The following is a 20,358-nucleotide window of genomic DNA, read 5'->3' as shown; positions in this document are numbered from 1 at the left end:
CTGTTCGTCTGTGAAACGGCTGCGCTTCATTCCCTGGTCCTCTCAATGGGCCAGAGCTTACTTCAAAATGGATTATTTCAACGGGGCAAGGTCACCAGCTCAGAGACACCTATCCGGGTCCACGCATAGGTTCCCTTCGGAAACACCTCGTTTTTGACAGTCCGGAACACGTCCATCTGCTCGGACATTTCGACTGATAGCTTGTCGTTTCCACGACGTCATCGAACGTGCAATGAGCGGCTTCGAGGACAATCCGTAAATTGTCCCACATAGCTCTGAATTGCTCTGAAGGATCGTGAATAATCTTGAGATCCTTGGTGCGCCCGACTTGGCCGACGACGGCTTCCAGCGGGGCCATTTCTGACGCCACTGAGTGACGCCGTTGCCCTGTCAGGCAAAGCCCTCGCGGCCGATGCCGACACCATAGCGCATCGCGGTCCCGCCCGGCTGGACGAGATAAAGGAAGCGGGAGGGGGTGTCGACGACGATCGTGCCGGGCGCCTCGCCCCCACTCGGGTCGAGGACCTGCTGACGCTAGTAGCGCGGATCGATCTGCTTGTAGGGAACCGCCGGGATCAGAAAGCCGCCATCCTCGATAGGACCATACATGACAGCTAGGGGCCGATCGGATCCTGGAGAGGCGCCGACTGTCGCCCCACCATCCGGCCCGTGCTGGCGGTGGAGACGCACCCCGCCAGGGTAGAGGCTCCAGCCATTGCCGAAAGCGACAGGAGGCTGCGGCGGGATAACGAGGTATCAAAGCTCACGCTCATTCCTCGTCCTGCCATCTGCGCAGATCCGTCTGGTCATGATAGGCCATGCGATCGGGCGTTGTGATAAACTCAATCATCGCGCCCCACGGCGTGCGGCAATAGCAGACCTTGTTTCCAGGACCTTTTTCGGTTGCGTAGGGAATAGCGCGTGGTGCCGTGAGGGCTGTTCCGCCGGCCTTCTCAAAGCGCTCTACCGATGCGTCGATGTCGTCGGTATAGATACCAAAATGCGTAATGCCGAAGTCGCTCGGTGTAACCGGTTGCGCTTGTCTGGGGCCGTGCATTTCGAAGAGCTCGATGTCAGGCCCGGTTCCGATCTTGACCATCGCCTGCGCACGCACAACCGTTCCCGGGTAAGCACCAGTGGCCCGCTCGAACTCGGGTCCCTGCCTGGCCGGATCCTGCGGCCCGAACGATTGGTAGATCACCTGGCCGCCAAAGGCTTCCACCAGGAACGATTTTGCTGCCTCGATATCGGGCACTGTAATGCCGATGTGATTGACGCCGCGAATTGCAGTCATGACAGTTTTCCTTTCTTGTTCAATCGATGAACGCGATCGGGCTCAATTTGCCCGGATTGCAGAGTTCACTTGGCCTTGAGGAAATCGATGAGAGCAGCGGCCACTTCATGCGGGCGCTCGTCCGCCACATAGTGGCTGCACCGCGCAACCGCGCCGCCTGTCACATTGCTGGCGAACTCCTTGAGCATCGGGACCATATGCGCACCGAAACGCTGCTCCCCGCCGAGACCTAAAACGGGTATCTCAAGCGGTCGCTTTTTGTACTCGAGCGCGGCCGCATGGTCGGCGGTCAGTGTGCGGTACCATTCCATGCCACCGCGCGTGCGACCAGGAAGTGCCATTGCTTTCGCGTAGATCTCGAGGTCTTCAGGATTAAAGGTACTGTGATCATAGAACCGCTCGGCCATGAACGCCGAAACATAGTCATATTCGCGGCCATAAATTAGGCGTTCCGGTAGGTCACGGTTCATGTGGAAGGCGAAGTGCCAAATCTTTGCCGTCGTCGCTTCCCACTGGCTCCAGCCAGGAAGCGGAACATCGAGGACGGCCAAATGGGTAACAGCCTCCCGATAGATAGCGGCCTGCGGCAACGCCACCATTCCACCAATGTCATGGCCGCATAGAGCATAGCGTTGATGCTCAAGGGCGACCATGACCTTATGCGCGTCGCGCGCCATCGTCGCCTTATCGTAGCCGTCAAGCGGGCAGTCGGAAAAGCCTGCGCCGCGTAGATCAATCGCCACCACCCTGAACTGTTCGGCCAGCAGCGGCATGACGTGGTGCCATTCCCACCAGGTTTCCGGCCAACCGTGAAGCAGAAGGATCGGGGGACCAGAGCCGCCCGTGACGGCATTGATCTTGATGCCATTCACCGGCACCAGTTGCTGGGTAAAACCTTCCAGTGTTGGGATCATAACTTTTTCCCGTCGATGTTGATGTTAAACAGAGCTAACGACCCGCTCAGTGCTGATCGAAATCGGTGGCGATCGAGATATCGCGCCAAGCGTCGATTTCGCTGCGGAAGGAAGCCAGCTTTCGCTCAGCGATCGAATGCGCGACGGGCCCAAGCGGCAGATGAAGCGGGGCGTTATCGGCGTCGACCGCCTGCAAGATAACTGCAACCGCCTTGTCGGGATCGCCTGCTTGATTGCCGTTGTTCGTTTCACGATAGTGCCTGCGCGAACTCGCGGCGTACTCCGGCATTTCCTTGGCCGCCATCGTGATCGAGCGTCCAAGGAAATCAGTGCGAAACGGCCCAGGCTCGACGATCAGCACGCGGACGCCGAACGGCTTCAGCTCACCGGCGAGCGCCTCGGAAACCCCTTCAACCGCAAACTTGGCGGCATTGTAGTATGCTGCGCCGCCGCTGCCCGCGATCCCTGCGCCGGACGACATATTGACGATCATTCCGCCCGAACGTCGCAAGGTCGGCAGCGCTGCTCTGGTGATTTCGATAAGACCGAAAACGTTCACCTCGAACATCGGTCGATATTCTTCGGGTTTGCCTTCCTCGAGCGCGCCAAACAGTCCGTAGCCGGCATTGTTCACAAGCACCTCAAAGCCGCCGAATGTCTCGACCGCCTTTGAGACTGCGGCTTTGGCTGCCGCTACATCCGTCACGTCGAGCGGCAAGGTGATCATACGGCCGTCGAATGGCCGAGCCATTTCTTCGATCGAGTTGACGTTGCGGGCAGTAGCGACAACCTGATCGCCCCGCTGTGCCGCAGCGAGCGCGAGCCGTTGTCCGAAGCCGCTCGAGCAGCCTGTAATGAACCATGTTTTCATGACGTTTCTCCGCTTGTTTTCGGAATATGAGTTGAATCTAGATGTTTATATTTGCACTTGAAGTGACAGTTTTGTATTTTCAATGTTCATTTTTGTAAGGGTTTGGCCGTGGAATGGAGTGACGTAAAAATCTTCCTTGCGATTGCGCGATCCGGCACGCTCGGCGGCGCTGCGCGTGCTCTTCAGACCAGCCATCCCACCGTCGGCAGACGGCTGCGTGCCCTTGAGGAGGCGATCGGCCACACGCTCTTCCAGCGGACCGCGGACGGTCTCGTGCTTACCGAGGAGGGTCATGGGATCATCACTCTGGCAGAGCAGATGGAAGAAGGCGCGCTGGCTATGGAGCGCCGGCTTGCCGGGCAGGAGCAAACCCTCAAAGGCAATCTGCGCATCTCGTCAGCAGACTGGTTCGGGGCCTATGTCCTGCCTCCCATCCTGGCAGATTTCTCGAAAGCCTACCCCAATGTAGACGTCGAGATCCTGACCGGCACTCGCCTGTTCAACCTCGCCCAAAGGGAGGCCGACGTTGCCTTTCGCATCGTTCCGTTCGACACTGCCGATGTCATTCAACGGCGGCTCTTCAGGCTCGAATACGGCGTCTACATCGCCGAGGAGTCGCCTGACCCTAAATATGGCGACGGGTCTGGTTTCCGGCTGATCACCCACGATACTTCGACTGGGCAATTCCCCGATATAACCTGGCTCGTCGAGAGTTTCCCGAACGCGAGACCCGTACTGCGATCAAATAACCGAAACGTCCAAGGGCGAATGTGCAAGCAGGGCGTTGGGATCGCCGTCCTGCCCCGCGCAGTGGGCAATCAGATACCGGGTATTCGCAGACTGGAGCTCCCTAAGCCCCCGCCGGCGCGAGACATCTGGATGGGATATCACCGGGACCTGCGACGTCTTCAGCGTCTTCGGGCGTTTATCTCGACCGTCTCGGACCACCTCACAAATGCCCCTGCATGGTAAGCGGCCCGAAGACGATCGATTTTTCCCCGCCAATCACGGCTGCGGTAGTACAGCCGCGACAGACAACTTACTTCTTGGCCGCAATCTCCCTGTGCCGCTCCACCACAGCGCCCACGATCATTGTCATCAGCCCTTCGACAAAGTGCCGACTGAGGCCAACATCATGGGCGATGCTCATCAGTCGATCCAATTGGCGTCGCTCTCGCTCATTATCGATCGCCGGTAACGCTTGCTTGGCTTTTAATTGGCCGACTTGCTCCGTACAGCGAAAGCGTTCGGCTAGGATATAGAGGAGTGCTGAATCTAGATTGTCGATGGTCCTCCGATAGGAAGCAAGTTGCTCTGCCGCATCATCTGTCATCATTGAAATATAATCCACGTGGTTTCATTGGCGGGAGGTAGCGCTTATGAGATGGCATGCATGTTGCGACGCGACAGGGCGATCGTCAGCCAAATTGCCGACACCAGAAAATAGAATGCACCGACACCAGCGTAGCCTGCGACCGTGGCGATAGAAGGCTCCTTCGGCATTTGCGCTTGGAAGATGAAGAGAGCACCGGCCACAGAGGATTGGCCACCGCTCAAAATCATCGCCCACTGACCTCGACTCGTTCTCCAGCGCCGCACCGCAGTTCCAAGCTGCAAAAGTCCTGAAAAGATCGCCCATAGACCGAAAGCGCCGAGAACCCAGTTCATGTTCATCGTCAGCGCCAGCATCACGGCTATCGTCATAGCCGAGCTCGCCGCGACGTTGATCGCTTGGCTCCGGTTGGCGGCAAGACCACCGCTCCTCGTGGCATCGATAACGTTCGCAATTGCATCCCAAGCGGGATAGATGATCAGCAGTGCGGCAGCCACCGCAAAGGAATGCCCTCCGGCAGTCAATGCAGCCGCGACCCACAGCACTGAGAAGGCCGCTCTGGTAAAGTAGTACTTCTTAAGCCACTGGTCGTTGCCGCGCGGGGCACGGGAGGTCTGGTTGTTCGACATTGCTTTCTTCCACTTTCTGAACTGGTTGATTGATGGTTCGCGCTAGCGTCGTCAGATGAAGCCGACATGCTGCCGAAGGGGGTGTTCTCGTCCCATTCAGTACGGCCGATCCGATCGCTTTCGCTGGAGAGTTTCCGGGTTGACTTCTTGGACCTATCGAGGTCACGCGGGCCGTAGTGAGAGGAAACCTTTGCCCCGCGGCCGTGGGCACCCTTGATGCGCATGTTTTTCTCGAAGGCATCGCTGATCGCCTCCTGCCGCCTCGCCGCCCATCGGCCTTCAGGATCGGAGAGGATCGAACTGGTTTGGTTGATTTCGACCTGTCTTGAAGGCGCAATTGCTGAAATCGGCATCACTTTCTGGACTTTGCGTCGGCTCATGGATTGTTTTCCTGTGGTTCGCCATTTGATGGCCTTAGATGCCGGCGTACCATTCGTAGCCGCGATCTTCCCAATAGCCGCCGTTCCCGCCCCACAGGCCGGCGAAGCTCTCGACCAGTTCGATGCGCATGATGTACTTGGCCTGTTTGTACCCCAGCTGCCGCTCGACCCTGAGACGCAAGGGCGCCCCGTGGCCGACGCTGAGGTCCTGGCCGTTCATCTCGTAGGCGAGGATGGTTTGCGGATGAACCGCGTCAATGAGATCAATGCTCTCATAGTAGCGGCCGCTTCCATCGAGCGTCTTTTCGAGCTCGTCGGCGCAATGCAATACGACGTAGCGCGCCGTCGGCTTGACCCCGGTAAGGCGCAACAGATGGGCGAGTGGACCGCCTCTCCACTTGCCGATGGCGCTCCAGCCTTCGACGCAGTCATGGCGGGTAATCTGGATGCGGGAAGGAAGCGCCTTCAGATCTATGAGCGAAATCTCTCGAGGCCGATCAACAAGACCGTCGATCTTCAGTCGCCAGTTTGCGAAGTCACCTTCCAACAGTTCCGCATATTCATCGCTGTCGGGAGCACTCGTTCCATTGACACGGAAGGAGGGGGAAACGTCCTTTTCGTCAAACTCGCGCGCCAGTGCATCGCGCCCCTGAAGCAGCCTCTGGGCTTTCATGGTCAGGTGCTCGGCTGAGCGAAGGACATTGGCGACGTCTGCGTTCTGGTCCAAGAGGTCGCAGCCAGAGAGAGTAAGGGCGCTGGCCCCGAGCGTGCCGCCGATGAGAAAGCGGCGTCGGGTGAAAAGCTTGCTCATCATTGTGGGCCTTTCTCCTGGATCGCATAGCGTCCGGTGATCATCGAGCAGATGTTGTTCCAGGTCCCGGACAGGACCACCATTGCCACGTGCACGATCACGAAGATGACAAGCGCCGACGCTGTGATGAAATGGATCGTGCGCGCGGACTGGCGTCCGCCGAAAATATCGACAAGGGACGGCAGAGCGGCACCGACGCCCGGTGACATTGTCAAACCTGTGAGCACCATCAGCGGCAGCAAAATGACAATGACGGCCAGATAGGTGAGCTTTTGAAGTGCATTATAATGCCTGGCCTTCTCCCCTTCCGGGAAGCGGAGACGAGCGTGGTCGAGAACCTCGCGGCCGAGATGGCGAGGCGAGAGTTCGTGCACCTTTGGCGTCAGGTCTCGCCTGAAATGTCCGCTCAGCAGGCTGAATCCCACGTAGAGAATACCATTGATCACAAACAGCCAGGCAAAGAAGAAATGCCAGCGACGGCCGGCCGCAAGATCCTGAAACGACGGGATTGTTGCCCAGGACGGGAAAGCTCGCGCGGTCGGCTCCCCATCAACATTGGAAACACCCAAGACGCCAGTTGTAGGAAACTGTAGCCCTGCGACACGCACGAAGCCGCTTGGCGTGCCTGCATCGTCGTCGGAGCCGATTGTCAGGACGGCGGGGTCGCCGTTCGCGCCATAATGACCCCAATAAAGCTCCGGGTGGGCATTGAAGATCTGAAGCCCGCTCAAAAGAAGGAAGCTCAGGCAAAGCACGTTCAGCCAGTGCGTGAGCCGGGTCACGACGGAGTGGCGGCGGATAAAGATCGTCCGAGGATATTGAACATTGTCATTGGAAGCGTCTGCGCTCATCTCAGCGTCTTTCATCTGTGCATTTCGCGGCTGCAGACCAAGCAGCGTCGATCTGTAGTCACTGGCCGGAGCAGTAAGGCGGCTGCTCCGGCCAGTGACGGCGTGGTCTTCACATGGGTGGAACCACGCCATTCTTGCCGACGACCACCTGATGGGCGATAGGGCCTGTTGCGGCTCTTTCAGCTGTGATGAAGACAACGGCGCCAGGAACGAGATCATCCTTGGTGGCCGCGGCGATGGTCACGACCGGTGTCCCATCCGGAATGGCGATCTTCTTTTCCTTGCCATGATAGGTCACGGTGACAGTCCGGCCATCGACGCCTTTAACGGCATCCGCGACCGTCGCATTGGTCATGCTGCTGTCGGGCTTCAGATCCCAACCGTAGCTCCCCTCGCCTGTGCCTTTCATTGCCGGCGGGAAAATGAGGACCTCAAGCGCGCCATCGCCGCCGTCGGCCTTTAGCAATGATGCGATACCCACAAAATCGCCCGGCTTGATGTCGGTGACCTTGGCGTTGGCAACGCCGGCGACTTTCCAGGCGTCGGCAAGCGCGACATCGATTGGCTCGCCTTCGCGGGTCTTCACTTTGAGCGTTGACCCCTGGTAGTCGACGATGCTGCCGCGGACATGGATCGGCGCGGCTTTCTTATCTTCGGCAGATGCGGGTGCCGCAAGGACAGTTACAGAAAGGATGCTGGTCAACCCGAGGGCCAAAGGAGGGAAAACACTTCTCATTTTTATCTTCCTACTAGTTGGTAGTTTAAATGGACGCATTTGACCCGAGTAGCCTTGCCACGCAGGATTAGTGAGAGACTGTTGGCGTGAGACGATTGAGGGCAGGTTCGAGTATCATTGAGAACACTTCCGGCTTCCCATAGGCTCTCGCCGAAAGCATTGCCCCGTATACGGTTGCTAGAAATGTTTCGGCTTCAACATGCGGCGCACTGGTTAGACTCAGTTCGCCCTGCTTGGAACCGCGCTCCATGACCAAAGCCAGCCACGAGGAGATGAAGCGGAAAAAGTTCGTCACCTCGGTTGCGACTTCCGTGGGGAGGGAAGGCAGTTCACTGGCAAGCATAGCACAGACACAGTAGGGTCTGCTGGAATCCTCAATGCATGCAGCCCAGTGGTTTGCATAAGCCTTGAGGATGTCCAGAGCATTCGGAACCTTCTGCTCAAGGACTGCCACGCTTGCCTGGCCATCCTCCCGATAACGCTTGACCAGCTCACGCACCAAATCGACCTTGCTAGGAAAATGATGATGAATGCTTGCCTTGCGGATACCGACAATCTCCGAGATATCGGCGTAGCTGAAGCCATTGTAGCCGCCGCTTATCAGAAGGTTTCTAGTGGACGCCAGAATGTCGTCCGAGGTGGTCGAAAGATTGCTCATACAGCTGATCTACCTTCTAGTAGGCAGGCCGTCAATAGCGAGTATTTGCGGGTTCCTCAATTTGTGTGGTTAACAAATCGTTAGTGGCCACGGCGCTATGGGCGGGCATGCGAACGAGATCCAAATGGTCGCCCGGTCCGGGCATTAAAGTGCAGAGAGAATGCGATGAAAGACCTGCCGTCAGCTAGAATCCTTCTGGCACGCGATTTCGAGAACGGGCCAAAGATTGACCCTGTCAAGATCATCCAGATTTATGAAGCCAGCGAATGGGAAACGTTCATTGACGAAATGGGTCCATTCGCTCAAAACCACATATGTCAACGTTATGCGGCCGACCGGTGCAGGAGACAAAGGCATCGATATTGCTGGCTTCTGTGACGCGGACCAGCTGCTCGGCATCTGGGACAATCACCAGTGCAAGCACTACACCTCACCCTTGAGTTTCGGCGTGGTCGCGCCTGAGATCGGGAAGATGCTCTGGTACTCTTTCTCAGGAGAATACAAAGCTCCGAGAGCATGCCGGTTCATCGCGCCTAAAGGCGCTTCGACATCGTTGTCGCTGTTGCTCTCCAATGCGGACAAGCTGAAAGCGAAGGTTCTTGCGGAATGGGACAAAGCCATCTCCGGAAAAATCACCTCGACTGGGTCGGTCGCCCTGGAGGGAAAATTTCTCGACTCCGTCAGGGATTTCGATTTTTGGATCTTTTCGGCCGAGCAACCTCGAACGATCATCGAAGCCCATTCCAGAACGCCCTATCACATCGGCCGCTTCGGTGGCGGATTGCCCTCCCGTCCGCGGCCCGACACTGTCCCTGTCGAGATCGGAGAGACGGAGGCAACCTATACAAGCAAGCTGCTCGATGCCTATGCAGAGCACAAAGGCGAGACGATCGCCTCGGTCTCGCATCTCGATAAGTGGGGGAATTTGAAATTCCATTTTCATCGCTCTCGCGAGGCCTTTTATCATGCGGAGTCCCTGCGGGTCTTCGTGCGTGAGAAAGTGGAGCCTGGTACTTTCGAGGGCTTGCAGACCGAGATACTCGGCGGAGTCCTGGACACTCACGACGGCGAACACTCGGACGGATATGCGCGCGTCGTCGCCGTAACCGAGAAAGCGCAGTCCTTGGTTCTTGACGCTCATCCTCTGAACAGAAGCGCTTTTCCCACCGACCGTCGGGGGATCTGTCATCAGCTTGCGAACGATGGGAAGCTGACATGGCGTCGCTAATGTCTACGGCCTCGGCTTTCAACGGTTCGCTCGAAACGGGGGTGAGGGCCGTCTTCGTTCTGCACGCGCATTTCCCCCAGGCGGTAGATCTGAACCGGCTGACCGCGATGGATTATCTTGTCGTGCGAACCAGTGTCCTCGACGGACCAGCGGACCTGCATCCCCCGACACCGATTATGTCACCTGTCACGCAGGTCCGTAGAAAGTCCGTTCAATCTGCCGTAGCCCTGATGATGTCCCGAAGGCTAGTCGAGCAGGTTATCGATGCAAGTGGGATCCTGTTTCAGGCCGGAGACAATGCGGAGTTTTTTGTCACCGCGCTTCAGACGCCATATCTCCGCCAATTGTACGAGCGCGCCGAATGGCTCGCAGGTTACTTCCAGGACTACAACGATGAGGCTTTTGACGATCTGATGCGCGATCTTCTCACCAACTGGGTCTCTGAATTTCAAGATGAAGCATCCGGACCCTGACGTATTCAGGCTTCCAGATCCGTCACCTTTCCTTTTACGGCTCAGGAAAAGAACCGGCGGTCGTTTCGTTTCAGTCCGGCCTTAACGTCGTCTATGGGGCTTCCGACACCGGGAAGTCCTATGTTGTCGAAGCTATCGATTTTATGCTCGGTGGCAAAGGCCCTCTCCCCGATATCCCGCAGGCGAACGGCTATGGTCGCGTACTGCTTGCGATTGCTTTCGACGACGGATCGGAAACGACATTGCTTCGAAGCATGGCCGGTGGACAGTTCCAGTCATTCGAGGGCCTGCACACGTCGATCCCGGATGCTGAGGGGAGTGGTGAAATTCACAACGACCGCGATGAGGCGAACCTCTCGTCGTTTCTTCTCTCCAAGATCGGCCTTTCAGGTAAGCGGATCAAAAAGAACGCAAAGGATGAAACGCAGGCGCTGAGCTTCCGAAACATTGCGCGGCTGGCGATCGTCAACGAGGAGGAGATCATCCAGAAGCGTTCGCCCTTGTCCAATGGCAACTATACGGCGAATACGGCAAATACGTCCGTCTTCACGATGTTGTTGACCGGCGTCGATGACACAGCGCTCCTGTCACGCAAAAGCACGTCCACCGAAGATCAGAAGCGACTGGCCCAAATCGATCTTCTCGATCAGCTGATCGCGGACGCTCAAAAACGTATCACGACAATATCCGGCTCACGCGACTGTCTGATCAGGAGGAGCGGCTTACGAGAGCGATGGACAATCGCGCCGAGCAGCTCGCTTTCACCGAGGAAAAATTCAAGGCGATCTCGTCCAGAAGGCGGGCCATCATCCAAAAGCTCGAGATTACCAACGATCGATACACGGAAATTGCCACTCTGCTTGACCGCTTCAATCTTCTACGGGACCACTACGATTCGGACTATGAGCGCCTCTTAGGTATCCGCGAGGCGGGTAGCTTTTTTTCGGTTCTCCGACAGGAGGTCTGCGCGACATGCGGTGCTTCGCCCGACCATCACAATCCCAGTGCGGTCTGCCACGGCGATGTAGCGGTGACCGTCGCAGCGGCCGAGGCGGAGATGCAAAAAATCGAGTCTCGGCAATCCGAGCTGACGACGACAATCGCCGCGTTGAACGCGGAGGCGCAATCAATTCGGAAATCCCTTCCCAATATGAGGAATTCACTGAGCGAACTCTCGATTGAGATCGAGACCGTTGTGTCACCGGACCTTAGAAGACAACGCGCGACATACAAAGAGCTCGCGGACAAGGGCGCGAATGTACGCGAAGCGCTCGGTCTCTTCAGAAATCTGAATGATCTCACCAGTCGCAAGGCCAACCTGGAACGGCAGAACGAAGGGGGAGCGGGCGATGCCACATCCAACAATCGCCTAACAAGTACCGTGGTCGCCCCGTTCGCGGAACGTGTTGAAAGCGTGCTCCGGCAATGGGGTTTCCCGACGGTCGAGCATGTGCACTTCGACACAACCGCCAAAGATTTTGTGGTGTCCGGGAAAGCGAGAACGTCCTACGGAAAAGGGCTCAGGGCCATTACGCAGTCGGCGTTTACGATTTCTCTTATTCAATATTGCGCCGACAACGATCTCCCTCACCCCGGGATCGTTGTGCTTGACTCTCCTCTGCTGTCTTACCGCGAGCCCGACAGTGCAGAGGACGATCTCAGCGAAACCAACCTAAATGGGAACTTTTACAGATACCTTCTCGGCCTAGAGAGCGACCGACAAGCCATCATCGTTGAGAACATGGATCCACCGTCCGATGTCGAACTCGGCAATCGGGTCATTCATTTCTCCGGAATGGCTGATGAAGGCCGCTTAGGCCTTTTTCCTCTCTAGCCGGGCCGCCGAAGGCGCCCGGCTCGCCATATGGTCATTGGTGATATAGCTTATCCTCAAGATGATCATCACGATGCGATAGTTCGCTTGCGGCGAAATCAACCGTATTCGGGCGCCATACGGGATCAAAGGAGACCTTTAGCACGCAAGTCGGCCGCAAAGGTGATGAGCGGCATTACGAGAGTTAGCGGCTTGTCCTTCAGCGGTTCGGCACCATAGGAAGCGTACCAGTTGGCCGCTCGCTCGCCTTTAGCATCGATGATCAGTAAAAGTCCCCCGCCCTCTCCTGCAAGTCGCAGGCAGCGGAGCGCTGCGGCGGCTAGGAGCCGGCCTCCCAGTCCCTGCCCGGCAACCGCGCGGTCGGTAGCCAATCGCGCGAGCTTGAAGCCTGGCACGTCATGGCGGGCAAGACCGCGTGTCATTGCATCTGGCACAGTCGCATGCTCGACTGCCGAGGGCGCGATCGTATAGAACCCAAGAATACGGCCGGGCACTGCGTCGTCGATAGCACAGAAGGTTTTCGAGGCATTCTGCTCATGGCTCTGTCGGGCGAACCGGAGCAAAAACTCGTTCATCTGACCGTCGCCGCAATCGAAGACTGCCCGACCGTGAGACTTAGCGATCGGTTCCTCATGCCATGCAGGTAAAGTCATAGGCTGCCAGGCAAACCGGCAATCGCCGCGCGCAGCTTGGCGTTAGGTTTAGGCGGATTTTCCAGAAGCTCAAGAATGCGAAGATGATCGCGCTTCGACACTTTGATCGTCTCGGCTTCCTCGATCACAGCCTCTGCTTCTCGCAGCGCGGATTGCGTCACGAAATCCGTCAGATCGGTATTACGAAGTGCCGCAGCGCGCACGAGTTTAGCTTTGGCCGTGGCAGGCACCCTCAAACTCATACGCTCGCTGTTCTCGTTCGCTATGCTCGGCATGTCGGCCTCCATCTCTCAATGGAATATAGGCGAAAGTCTCCTCGTCGTCAATGGTGTGCGCCTTCAAGGCGTACAGATCGCCCAGGCGCACCTCTATATCTTCTTGGCTCGCCTCAGGGCGTGAAGAACGTTGGGATCACCGGTCAGCTGTTCAGCGATCTGCAGACCATCGCGAACGCCCTCAAGGGCAATGGGCGCCTGATCTCGCCAATTGACGCCCAGTACGGACGCAAAGTCTGCTGTCGTTTGGCATTTAATCGTAAGATTCGGCATGCAATTATTTCAACAAGATAGCGCGGCACTTAAATTGAGATTGGACACTTAAGTTGAGATTCTGGTTTCGATTTTGGCACTTAATGTGAGATTCGCCGCCGGGGAAAAGATGGCTGCCTACGGTTAAGCTTAATCAGAAATTCCAAAGATTACAAAAGGTTATTTCCGAATTGGTAGGCGTCAAGCGTCGAAAATCGCACCGAAAAATCTCCAATTAGGTGCCATTACCAGCCGGAACGGGCGCATTCTTACGATTAAATGGCGCGGACAGCCGAGCCGAACGTGGCGGCGGGCGACAGTGTCCAGGTCTCCACGAGGGCGGGAGCGATGATAATCTTCTGTTTCGGCATACTGTATAGATGGGTTTGGCGTTGCTCGGGATCAACAAGAAAAACCGATAGCCCTGACAGGCGTTGGATGCTGGCGCAACAAAAAAGGCCGGGGCGAATTCGCACCGACCTTCTCATGTCGCTCCTCATACCAGTGCCAGTACATCCGTGGTCAAAAGCAGGAAACGACTTTAGCTATCGCGAACATCCCTTCGGACACTCACCAGCGACGCCAGTGCATTATAGATAGCCACGGATTGTGTTCCTTTCAAGTTCGCGGCGTTAAGACAACGGACTTCAAGAGAGCACATCGCAAGCATGAAGCAGAAATAGGCAATAACGGAAGAGAATCCGGACAGCGGTTTTTCCCGCCACGAACTATCCCTTGCCCATCGTCACTGAGGCAATGGAGAAGCAAAATGAAGGTCGTCATTATCACCGGGGGCAGCCGCGGCACCGGTGCCAGCACGGCGAAAATCTGCGCCGCGCGCGGCATGGGTGTTGTCCTCACCTATAACAGAAACCCGGCTGCAGCCGACGCGCTCGTTGCCTCGATCGCGGCTGGCGGCGGCACCGCCGTCGCCCTCAAGCTCGATGTCGGCGATGTCGGCTCCTTCCTCGCTTTCCGCGAAGAGGTCGCATCGGTTCTGCGGACGAGCTTCGCCCGCACCGACTTCGACTTCCTCGTGAACAATGCTGGCCATGGCCTTTACAATCCGATCGTCAGCGTCACCGAAGAGGAATTCGACGGCCTGTTCGCCGTGCATCTGAAAGGCCCGTTCTTCCTCACCCAGACGCTGCTGCCATTGATCGTCGATGGCGGACATATCATCAACCTGACCAGTGCCACCATGCGTGTCGCCTTTGCCGGCGTGGCGCCCTATGCCTCCTTTAAGGGCGGCCTTGAAGTCCTGACCCGCTATATGGCCAAGGAATTCGCTGACCGGAAGATCCGGGCAAATTCCGTCTCGCCGGGTGCTATCCGCACCGAGCTTGGCGGCTTGAACGAGGAGTTTGAAGCCACGCTGGCGGGCATGATCGCGCTGGGACGCGTTGGTGAACCGGAAGAGATTGGCGGCGTCATCGCCAGCCTTCTGTCTGACGATAACCGGTACATCAACGCCCAGAACATCGAAGTGGCCGGCGGCTACATTATCTGACAAGGGAGGCTCTCGATGCTCGATCACATAGTTCCCACGGTTGCCGACGTCGAACGCTCGATTGTCTTCTACACCGCAACGCTTGGCCCCCTCGGTATCACCCAGCGCTTGGACTATGCCGGAAAGGATGGCCCTCCGGGCCATCCCGACCTCAAGGGTTTCGGCAAGAACGGTCGCTTCATCTTTTGGCTGCGCAAGGGCGAGACTGCGCCAGGCTCGATGCATATCGGCTTCGCTGCCGATTCAGAAGCGATGGTCGATGCCGCACATGTTGCTGCGGGCGCGCTCGAAATCCACAAACCAGGTCCGCAGTTGCATTACGATCCACGCTACTACGCCGCGCAGGTTGCAGATCCCGACGGCCATACGCTCGAATTCGTCAACAAGAGCTGGCAGCATGGATAGTGAGATGATGACCGACATTCCCATCATGAGAGCGAAGGTTGACGCCCTCATCGGCGCCACCAATGCCTTCGACGTCGAAGCTGTACTATCCCTCTTCACGTCGCGCGCCGTGATCGACGATCCTTCAACCGGCGAGCGCTTTGACCGCCATGCCGGCATCCGCGACTACATCGAGCGCTACTTCATCGGCTACCACACTGTGACCCGCCTACTATCGATCGAGGCGCTCGACGAGAACCGGGTTCGTGCCAACGTGGATTTCACCGGAGATTTTGGTCATGAGATCGGTCGGCTCGACATCGCGTTCGACGAGGAAGGGCTAATCTCGCGGATCGACGCCGATCTTGAATAGGCGGACGTGGTAATGTCATTTAGGCGGGTACCCATCACTGGATTAAAAGCGATAGGCAGACCCAGTCGTGCTACATCTGAACGCCTTGATCGGATTCGAACTCGCGACCAGCACACTATGAATGCGTCGAAGGCTTTGATTAGAAACAGTCTCCCGACCAATCTTCATGGCCGTGGCGGATACGGATCACGAACATGCTCCCGTCTTCGATGATGCGATACACCACAAGGTGCGCCTTGAACGGATGGATCCTGACAGGAGGAGAAATCTCATGGCGTTCGCGCGCCATTCTTGGGTTGGTGACGATGAGTTCGAGCAAGGCAAAAAGCTCATCGTGATATCGTTTGGCAATGAGTGCTCCGAAGATGCTCCTCTTCCGCTTGGATCGAAAGGCTGAATGGCATCAATCGCTTCCGCGGCTGGTCTCGGCTCGAGCGGTGGCTTCGGCAAACTCGCTAGCCCACTTGGAGGCAGTTAAAGTCGCCGCCGCGATCACCCCTGTTCCCGGTGGCGTCGGTCCTGTGACAATTGCATTGTTCATGGCCAATCCGTAATCACTGCACACCGTGCAGCCGGGCTTGCCACATGACAAAACATATCGACCATTCGAGAGTTTGCACGGTCAGGCGAAACTTTTTCGGCGGCGCCAACGGCGGGCGAATGGGCACGGTCAATCTGGGGCGGAATAATACTTGCTCGAGTTTAAGCTCGCAGCAGCGGTTTTGGTTCCTGCTTTCTTGGCGGTAGCCGCCGATTGCTGTGCGGAGCCATTCGGATTACGCCACGGGTTGATTGTCTATTAGTATACGGTTTCACCACGCACGGAGATCTCGATCGCATGACCTTGGGCTTGTGCTCAGCCAATTTCGCCCTGTTGAACCCTATCCAACAGCCATTGACCGGCCGGTCCCAGATCCTTGTCAGACTTCTGGACTACTCTGAACTGATAGCGAGCGTCCTTCCACAAATTGAGCGGTAGCCTCACCAGTCGCCCGGCCTCCATGTCCGAGCGTATCATCGGCTCAGGCATTGATCCCCAACCGACCCCTGCTAGCAGCAGTGCGTGCTTTGCGCCAAGGTCGGCCAGCCGCCAGGTTTGTTCGGAAAGCACGCCAAAATCCCGCCCCTGCGAGAGTTTGGATCGATCCGACAGGACAAGCTGCACGTGCCTGCGCGCCTTAATTTCAGCGATTGCGCCGTCTTTCTCCGCAGAGAGGGGATGACTGGGGGCCGCGACCGGAACCACGGCAATCGAGCAAAGCGGAACAAACTCCAAACCATCTGCCGTCGCCGGCACAGGCCCGCTGATACCGAGGTCGGCGACCCCGTCGCGGACGAGTTGCGTTACCGCGCCGACAGCTTCAACATGCAATCGCATGGTAACGGACGGATAGGCAGCACTGAAGGCGTTGAGGATTTCGGTGAGTGCTGGGATCGGCATCATTACGTCAACGGCGAAAGAGACTTCAGCCTCTTCGCCCTGCAAGAGGCTTCTGGTGCGGGTTAGCAACCCGCCGACCTCTCTTGTGATGGCCCTTGCACTTGGCAATAGTGCTCGACCGGCCTCCGTGAGGCTCACCCTTTTCGCCGTTCGACGATCAAACAGCGAGAGACTTAGCTGGGCTTCCAAGTTCGCGAGTTGGTAGCTCACGACAGATGTCGCTCGGTTAAGGCTGCGAGCAGCTCCCGCGAAGCTGCCGGTGTCCGCGATCGCGAGGAAAACTCGAAGCTGCTCTAGGGTGGGTGGGTGCGGGGTAATCATCCCAGTTATTAGAACAAATTGCGCAAGATTATCCAGCTTTTTGTGTAGTCCGTTTCCGTCTAGCTAATCGCCAGAACTATTCCAGTGACTGCTCAACATGAGAGATCTCTCCAATGTCCAACAATTTGCGCTATCTTCCAGCCATCGGTCGCCTGCTCATTAGCATCATTTTTCTGGTGAGCGGTCTCGCCAAAATCACCAACGCCGCCATGGTCAAGGGCTACATCGTTTCCGCCGGCCTGCCCCTCCCCGATCTAGCCTATCTGATCGCCATCATTATCGAAGTCGGCGGTGGCGTGCTCCTTCTTGCCGGCTTTAAGTCACGGATGGCGGCGGGCATACTGGCCCTCTTTTGTATCGTCACAGCATTCGCATTTCACGCCGACCTGACGGACCAGATGCAGTCGACGAATTTTCTAAAGAACATCGCGATCGCTGGCGGGTTGTTGCAGATCATCGCCTTCGGTTCGGGTTCACTTAGCTTGGACGGACGACCAACCTCCGATCGCTCCCCCGCCGCATAATCTATCTTTTGCCACAGGCCATCCGCTGCACCGCGGCGGAGCCCGTGGTAAGCCAAGGAAAGCATCTAAAATGCGTGTCTTCAGACTTACAACTCCGCATATTGACGGGCTCCGTCTATCCGAGGAGCCCATGCCCGAACTCGCACAAAACGAAGTGCTGGTGAGGATGCAAGCTGCGTCCGTCAACTACAAGGATAGCTTCTACCTCAACGGGGAGGATGGAATTCAACTCTCCCGCGCCACAATCCCACTTTCGGACGGCGCAGGTGAGGTCGTGGCCGTCGGCCCACTGGTCCGTCGTTTCGCGGTGGGCGACCGGGTAGTGGGAAACTTCGTCCAGGACTGGATCTATGGCCCCATCCCCTCACATGCGGTTGATTCCAGCACGACACTGGGACACGGGATCGATGGGGTCCTTGGAGAATTTAGAGCTTTCCATGAGGAGGGTTTGGTCCGACTGCCTGAGAACCTCAATTACGAGGAAGCTGCTACACTTCCATGTGCCGCGGTCACCGCCTGGAACGCAGTTCGAAATGTTCGCGCCTGGGAAACAGTGCTCATCACTGGAACAGGTGGCGTCGCCCTCTTTGCGTTGCAATTCGCAAACGCGCTTGGAGCAAAGACAATCGTTATCTCCTCTAGTGATGAAAAAATGGCCCGCGCCAAAGACGTCGGCGCCAGCCACGTCGTCAACTACAAGAACGAACCTGACTGGCACTTGCGCGCCCGCGAACTCACCGGGGGATGGGGCGTCGAGCACGTCGTCGATGCCGTCGGGCCTGACACGTTAGAGCGCTCAATCGCCGCGACAGCTCGGGAAGGCACGGTGCATTTTGTCGGTTTGATGAACCCTAAGCGAGTGCTGAACCCCATGCTCATCCTTGGCGGCACGGTCAACGTGCGCGGCGTCCGGGTCGGCTCGCGTAAGCTCTTTGAGGAAATGAATGCTTTCATCGAAAGGCGCGACATCCATCCAATTATCGGAAAGCGTTTCGCATTCGAGAGCTCACGAGACGCATTCGAACAACAGGTTCGCGGCGCGCCTTTTGGCAAGATCATCGTCGACATTGAAGGTGACCGCCAAGCCTAGACGAAAGAGTGCTTTTTCGAACTCGCGAAAATCGGGAACGCCGCGAAATGCGACCCCGACCCGTAAACTCAATCTGGATTTTGGAACGAATATGTCCTCCACAACTGAGAAGACTATCGCCGTCGTCGGCGCAACCGGCCAGCAGGGAGGGGCTGTCTTGCGCGCCCTCAAGACCGACAATGAATTCAAGACCCGTGCCCTCACTCGTCACCCCAGAGAGCATAGCGACATTGCCGACGAAGTCGTCGAGGCTGATCTTGACCGACCCGAAACTCTTATATCGGCGCTCTCAGGTGCGCACGGGCTCTTCCTCGTGACGAATTTCTGGCAAGAGGGAACCGACGAGATCAAGCAGGCAACAACCGCAATTGAGGTCGCCAAGGCGGCCGGTGTTCAACACCTAATTTGGTCGACCTTGCCGAATGTTGATACAATAAGTGGGGGTCGTTTCCACGTTCCCCATTACACCGGTAAGGCTAAAGTTGACCATATCGTGCGGTCCGCCGGATTTACGCACCACACGTTCGTAGTGCCACCTTTTTATTATCAAAATTTGTTATCGGTCATGGCGCCGCAGCAGCGTCCAGACGGTTCTTGTGGCTGGACCCTTCCGCTCAACCCGAACTCGCGCAGCATTCACATGGGCGACATCAACGAGTTCGGCGACATTGTTGCAGGGGCGTTCAGCCGTCCTGCAGAGGTAGGCAATGGACAATACTTGCCTCTTGTCGGTGACGTTCTAAGCTTCAACGAGGTGATCGATACCCTTCGGCAGCTCGAACACGAATTTTCGTTTGCCCGTGCACCGCGTGGCGTCTTTCCAGCTGAGGTGGAAGCCACTTTCGATTACTTTGAGGCGCATACCTACATGGGCACGTTCACCGTCGCTGACTTCGAGCTCGCAAACGTTGTATCTGGCAAACAGCCGACGAAGTTTGTCGCGTGGGCGCGAGAGCACTTCCGACATCCGACTGGACCGATGTAAAAGGGCTCGGCATAGGGGTTAATAACCGAGATACGGCAATGCCGATGACAACGACAACACGCCGGCGGCTTATGGCTTCCGGACGTGGCTATGTCGCTGGGCCTGGCGCACGCTCCCGGTCGTGCGGAATGCTTGGCCGTGCGCTCATGAGCGGCGAGTTCGGCTTGTAGTAGCTCCGCGATATCGTGGTTGACCTTCGACATGGTAATCAGGCGTCTCAAGTCGCGCATTCCAGCGCGCCGGCATTCAAGCTGCGGGATCTCGAGCTCCGTCTGGCCGGCGCGCGGCTGCGTGCTGGAAAGCGCCAGGATGAGAAGGTGGTCTGACCAACATTTGAATGGCCAGCACCATAAAATCGAGACAGGCTTCCGGCCTTCCCTTTCGCCCTCTTCGCGCTGCCATGCCCAGAGGTACGGGTAAGGCGGACTTTGGCGGCTCGGGGAGTCCTGTCGCAAATAACGAGGGGGGCATGGAGCCGACACCGCAGCATTTTATGGCCGAAAAGACGAGCATTAACAGGCGGAAGGACGAGGGCGTC

23 protein-coding genes and 4 pseudogenes are annotated in these 20,358 nt (G+C 57.2%); 12 read left to right on the top strand and 15 right to left on the bottom strand.

All coding sequences use genetic code 11. The features are described from left to right. Positions 1-109 precede the first annotated feature (109 nt). The 5 genes and pseudogenes from FHT97_RS31670 to FHT97_RS28105 all read right to left on the bottom strand — a co-directional run bounded on the left by FHT97_RS31670 (position 110) and on the right by FHT97_RS28105 (position 3,079). Positions 110-358 carry a Rid family hydrolase gene (locus FHT97_RS31670; RefSeq protein WP_348649651.1) on the bottom strand — a complete coding sequence of 83 codons (249 nt, stop codon included), beginning with the start codon at positions 356-358 and terminating at the stop codon, positions 110-112. A gap of 35 nt (positions 359-393) precedes the next feature. Continuing rightward, positions 394-767 (bottom strand): annotated as a pseudogene (locus FHT97_RS31195) (L,D-transpeptidase); the annotation flags it as partial. A gap of 2 nt (positions 768-769) precedes the next feature. Beyond that, positions 770-1,294, bottom strand: a complete 525-nt coding sequence (locus FHT97_RS28115; protein WP_183758693.1) for a VOC family protein — start codon at positions 1,292-1,294, stop codon at positions 770-772. Positions 1,295-1,359: 65 nt separating this feature from the next. Next, the gene (locus FHT97_RS28110) at positions 1,360-2,208 is read right to left on the bottom strand and encodes an alpha/beta hydrolase (RefSeq protein WP_183758691.1); all 849 of its coding nucleotides are present in this window, start codon (positions 2,206-2,208) and stop codon (positions 1,360-1,362) included. A gap of 46 nt (positions 2,209-2,254) precedes the next feature. Beyond that, a complete protein-coding gene (locus FHT97_RS28105; protein WP_183758689.1) occupies positions 2,255-3,079 on the bottom strand; it encodes an oxidoreductase in 825 nt (274 codons plus the stop codon). Positions 3,080-3,187: 108 nt separating this feature from the next. On the opposite strand from FHT97_RS28105, the gene FHT97_RS28100 reads away from it, so the two are divergent. Then, a complete protein-coding gene (locus FHT97_RS28100; protein ID WP_183758687.1) occupies positions 3,188-4,051 on the top strand; it encodes a LysR family transcriptional regulator in 864 nt (287 codons plus the stop codon). Between the two features lie 67 nt (positions 4,052-4,118). Here the strand turns inward: FHT97_RS28100 and FHT97_RS28095 are convergent, their stop codons facing one another. The 6 genes from FHT97_RS28095 to FHT97_RS28070 all read right to left on the bottom strand — a co-directional run bounded on the left by FHT97_RS28095 (position 4,119) and on the right by FHT97_RS28070 (position 8,477). Continuing rightward, positions 4,119-4,415 carry a chorismate mutase gene (locus FHT97_RS28095; protein WP_183758685.1) on the bottom strand — a complete coding sequence of 99 codons (297 nt, stop codon included), beginning with the start codon at positions 4,413-4,415 and terminating at the stop codon, positions 4,119-4,121. Between the two features lie 41 nt (positions 4,416-4,456). Beyond that, on the bottom strand, positions 4,457-5,041 hold the full coding sequence (locus tag FHT97_RS28090; RefSeq protein ID WP_183758683.1) for a DUF308 domain-containing protein: 585 nt from the start codon (positions 5,039-5,041) through the stop codon (positions 4,457-4,459). Positions 5,042-5,455: 414 nt separating this feature from the next. Continuing rightward, positions 5,456-6,232 carry a molybdopterin-binding protein gene (locus FHT97_RS28085; RefSeq protein WP_183758705.1) on the bottom strand — a complete coding sequence of 259 codons (777 nt, stop codon included), beginning with the start codon at positions 6,230-6,232 and terminating at the stop codon, positions 5,456-5,458. Then, positions 6,232-7,083 (bottom strand): cytochrome b/b6 domain-containing protein, encoded by an 852-nt coding sequence (locus tag FHT97_RS28080; RefSeq protein ID WP_183758680.1) that lies wholly within the window; start codon positions 7,081-7,083, stop codon positions 6,232-6,234. Before FHT97_RS28080 ends, FHT97_RS28085 begins: the two co-directional genes overlap by 1 nt. Before the next feature lie 109 nt (positions 7,084-7,192). Next, positions 7,193-7,819: a hypothetical protein gene (locus tag FHT97_RS28075; RefSeq protein ID WP_183758678.1), complete on the bottom strand. Its 627-nt coding sequence runs from the start codon at positions 7,817-7,819 to the stop codon at positions 7,193-7,195. Between the two features lie 67 nt (positions 7,820-7,886). Beyond that, the gene (locus tag FHT97_RS28070; protein ID WP_183758676.1) at positions 7,887-8,477 is read right to left on the bottom strand and encodes a TetR/AcrR family transcriptional regulator; all 591 of its coding nucleotides are present in this window, start codon (positions 8,475-8,477) and stop codon (positions 7,887-7,889) included. 280 nt (positions 8,478-8,757) lie between these two features. On the opposite strand from FHT97_RS28070, the gene FHT97_RS28065 reads away from it, so the two are divergent. The 4 genes and pseudogenes from FHT97_RS28065 (at position 8,758) to FHT97_RS31190 (ending at position 12,012) form a co-directional block, all read left to right on the top strand. After that, positions 8,758-9,705, top strand: a complete 948-nt coding sequence (locus tag FHT97_RS28065; protein WP_246712820.1) for an ABC-three component system protein — start codon at positions 8,758-8,760, stop codon at positions 9,703-9,705. Further along, positions 9,693-10,178 (top strand): ABC-three component system middle component 2, encoded by a 486-nt coding sequence (locus tag FHT97_RS28060; RefSeq protein ID WP_183864851.1) that lies wholly within the window; start codon positions 9,693-9,695, stop codon positions 10,176-10,178. Before FHT97_RS28065 ends, FHT97_RS28060 begins: the two co-directional genes overlap by 13 nt. Then, a pseudogene (locus FHT97_RS31665) lies at positions 10,166-10,525 on the top strand (hypothetical protein); the annotation flags it as partial. The gene FHT97_RS28060 and the pseudogene FHT97_RS31665, both read left to right, overlap by 13 nt. A gap of 386 nt (positions 10,526-10,911) precedes the next feature. Next, complete coding sequence (locus FHT97_RS31190; RefSeq protein ID WP_246712819.1) at positions 10,912-12,012, top strand: hypothetical protein; 1,101 nt, start codon at positions 10,912-10,914, stop codon at positions 12,010-12,012. Between the two features lie 125 nt (positions 12,013-12,137). Here the strand turns inward: FHT97_RS31190 and FHT97_RS28050 are convergent, their stop codons facing one another. Next, the gene (locus tag FHT97_RS28050; protein ID WP_183758672.1) at positions 12,138-12,665 is read right to left on the bottom strand and encodes a GNAT family N-acetyltransferase; all 528 of its coding nucleotides are present in this window, start codon (positions 12,663-12,665) and stop codon (positions 12,138-12,140) included. Next, the gene (locus FHT97_RS28045) at positions 12,662-12,940 is read right to left on the bottom strand and encodes a DUF1778 domain-containing protein (protein ID WP_015633362.1); all 279 of its coding nucleotides are present in this window, start codon (positions 12,938-12,940) and stop codon (positions 12,662-12,664) included. The genes FHT97_RS28050 and FHT97_RS28045 overlap by 4 nt, the downstream gene beginning before the upstream one ends. 1,021 nt (positions 12,941-13,961) lie before the next feature. Here FHT97_RS28045 and FHT97_RS28040 point away from each other — a divergent pair. From FHT97_RS28040 to FHT97_RS28030, 3 genes are read left to right on the top strand one after another with little or no spacing between them, the layout of a single operon-like run. Continuing rightward, positions 13,962-14,702, top strand: coding sequence for an SDR family oxidoreductase (locus FHT97_RS28040; RefSeq protein WP_183864850.1), 741 nt, complete (start codon positions 13,962-13,964; stop codon positions 14,700-14,702). A 15-nt stretch (positions 14,703-14,717) separates the two neighbouring features. Beyond that, on the top strand, positions 14,718-15,107 hold the full coding sequence (locus FHT97_RS28035) for a VOC family protein (RefSeq protein WP_183758668.1): 390 nt from the start codon (positions 14,718-14,720) through the stop codon (positions 15,105-15,107). Beyond that, positions 15,100-15,459 carry a nuclear transport factor 2 family protein gene (locus FHT97_RS28030; protein WP_246712818.1) on the top strand — a complete coding sequence of 120 codons (360 nt, stop codon included), beginning with the start codon at positions 15,100-15,102 and terminating at the stop codon, positions 15,457-15,459. The genes FHT97_RS28035 and FHT97_RS28030 overlap by 8 nt, the downstream gene beginning before the upstream one ends. Positions 15,460-15,598: 139 nt before the next feature. On the opposite strand, the pseudogene FHT97_RS28025 reads toward FHT97_RS28030, so the two are convergent. Beyond that, positions 15,599-15,863: pseudogene (locus FHT97_RS28025) on the bottom strand (type II toxin-antitoxin system RelE/ParE family toxin). Positions 15,864-15,926: 63 nt separating this feature from the next. On the opposite strand from FHT97_RS28025, the pseudogene FHT97_RS31660 reads away from it, so the two are divergent. Beyond that, positions 15,927-16,013 (top strand): annotated as a pseudogene (locus tag FHT97_RS31660) (hypothetical protein); the annotation flags it as partial. Between the two features lie 302 nt (positions 16,014-16,315). Here the strand turns inward: FHT97_RS31660 and FHT97_RS28015 are convergent. Continuing rightward, positions 16,316-17,221, bottom strand: a complete 906-nt coding sequence (locus FHT97_RS28015) for a LysR family transcriptional regulator (RefSeq protein WP_183758666.1) — start codon at positions 17,219-17,221, stop codon at positions 16,316-16,318. A gap of 113 nt (positions 17,222-17,334) precedes the next feature. On the opposite strand from FHT97_RS28015, the gene FHT97_RS28010 reads away from it, so the two are divergent. The 3 genes from FHT97_RS28010 (at position 17,335) to FHT97_RS28000 (ending at position 19,820) form a co-directional block, all read left to right on the top strand. After that, positions 17,335-17,745, top strand: coding sequence for a DoxX family protein (locus FHT97_RS28010; protein WP_183758664.1), 411 nt, complete (start codon positions 17,335-17,337; stop codon positions 17,743-17,745). Between the two features lie 130 nt (positions 17,746-17,875). Continuing rightward, positions 17,876-18,835, top strand: a complete 960-nt coding sequence (locus FHT97_RS28005; RefSeq protein WP_183758662.1) for an NAD(P)-dependent alcohol dehydrogenase — start codon at positions 17,876-17,878, stop codon at positions 18,833-18,835. After that, positions 18,819-19,820 (top strand): NmrA/HSCARG family protein, encoded by a 1,002-nt coding sequence (locus tag FHT97_RS28000; protein WP_259131566.1) that lies wholly within the window; start codon positions 18,819-18,821, stop codon positions 19,818-19,820. Before FHT97_RS28005 ends, FHT97_RS28000 begins: the two co-directional genes overlap by 17 nt. Positions 19,821-20,358 lie beyond the last annotated feature (538 nt).

It is taken from the genome of Rhizobium sp. BK399, from assembly GCF_014194695.1.
GTDB lineage: Bacteria > Pseudomonadota > Alphaproteobacteria > Rhizobiales > Rhizobiaceae > Rhizobium.
This window is presented reverse-complemented; position numbering and strand designations above follow the sequence as displayed.

Bases quoted from the DNA above. Each gene is read 5' to 3' on its own strand.
- FHT97_RS31670 (WP_348649651.1), bottom strand. From the start codon at position 358: ATGGCCCCGCTGGAAGCCGTCGTCGGCCAAGTCGGGCGCACCAAGGAT.
- FHT97_RS28115 (WP_183758693.1), bottom strand. From the start codon at position 1,294: ATGACTGCAATTCGCGGCGTCAATCACATCGGCATTACAGTGCCCGAT.
- FHT97_RS28110 (WP_183758691.1), bottom strand. From the start codon at position 2,208: ATGATCCCAACACTGGAAGGTTTTACCCAGCAACTGGTGCCGGTGAAT.
- FHT97_RS28105 (WP_183758689.1), bottom strand. From the start codon at position 3,079: ATGAAAACATGGTTCATTACAGGCTGCTCGAGCGGCTTCGGACAACGG.
- FHT97_RS28095 (WP_183758685.1), bottom strand. From the start codon at position 4,415: ATGATGACAGATGATGCGGCAGAGCAACTTGCTTCCTATCGGAGGACC.
- FHT97_RS28090 (WP_183758683.1), bottom strand. From the start codon at position 5,041: ATGTCGAACAACCAGACCTCCCGTGCCCCGCGCGGCAACGACCAGTGG.
- FHT97_RS28085 (WP_183758705.1), bottom strand. From the start codon at position 6,232: ATGAGCAAGCTTTTCACCCGACGCCGCTTTCTCATCGGCGGCACGCTC.
- FHT97_RS28080 (WP_183758680.1), bottom strand. From the start codon at position 7,083: ATGAGCGCAGACGCTTCCAATGACAATGTTCAATATCCTCGGACGATC.
- FHT97_RS28075 (WP_183758678.1), bottom strand. From the start codon at position 7,819: ATGAGAAGTGTTTTCCCTCCTTTGGCCCTCGGGTTGACCAGCATCCTT.
- FHT97_RS28070 (WP_183758676.1), bottom strand. From the start codon at position 8,477: ATGAGCAATCTTTCGACCACCTCGGACGACATTCTGGCGTCCACTAGA.
- FHT97_RS28060 (WP_183864851.1), top strand. From the start codon at position 9,693: ATGGCGTCGCTAATGTCTACGGCCTCGGCTTTCAACGGTTCGCTCGAA.
- FHT97_RS31190 (WP_246712819.1), top strand. From the start codon at position 10,912: ATGGACAATCGCGCCGAGCAGCTCGCTTTCACCGAGGAAAAATTCAAG.
- FHT97_RS28050 (WP_183758672.1), bottom strand. From the start codon at position 12,665: ATGACTTTACCTGCATGGCATGAGGAACCGATCGCTAAGTCTCACGGT.
- FHT97_RS28045 (WP_015633362.1), bottom strand. From the start codon at position 12,940: ATGCCGAGCATAGCGAACGAGAACAGCGAGCGTATGAGTTTGAGGGTG.
- FHT97_RS28040 (WP_183864850.1), top strand. From the start codon at position 13,962: ATGAAGGTCGTCATTATCACCGGGGGCAGCCGCGGCACCGGTGCCAGC.
- FHT97_RS28035 (WP_183758668.1), top strand. From the start codon at position 14,718: ATGCTCGATCACATAGTTCCCACGGTTGCCGACGTCGAACGCTCGATT.
- FHT97_RS28030 (WP_246712818.1), top strand. From the start codon at position 15,100: ATGGATAGTGAGATGATGACCGACATTCCCATCATGAGAGCGAAGGTT.
- FHT97_RS28015 (WP_183758666.1), bottom strand. From the start codon at position 17,221: ATGATTACCCCGCACCCACCCACCCTAGAGCAGCTTCGAGTTTTCCTC.
- FHT97_RS28010 (WP_183758664.1), top strand. From the start codon at position 17,335: ATGTCCAACAATTTGCGCTATCTTCCAGCCATCGGTCGCCTGCTCATT.
- FHT97_RS28005 (WP_183758662.1), top strand. From the start codon at position 17,876: ATGCCCGAACTCGCACAAAACGAAGTGCTGGTGAGGATGCAAGCTGCG.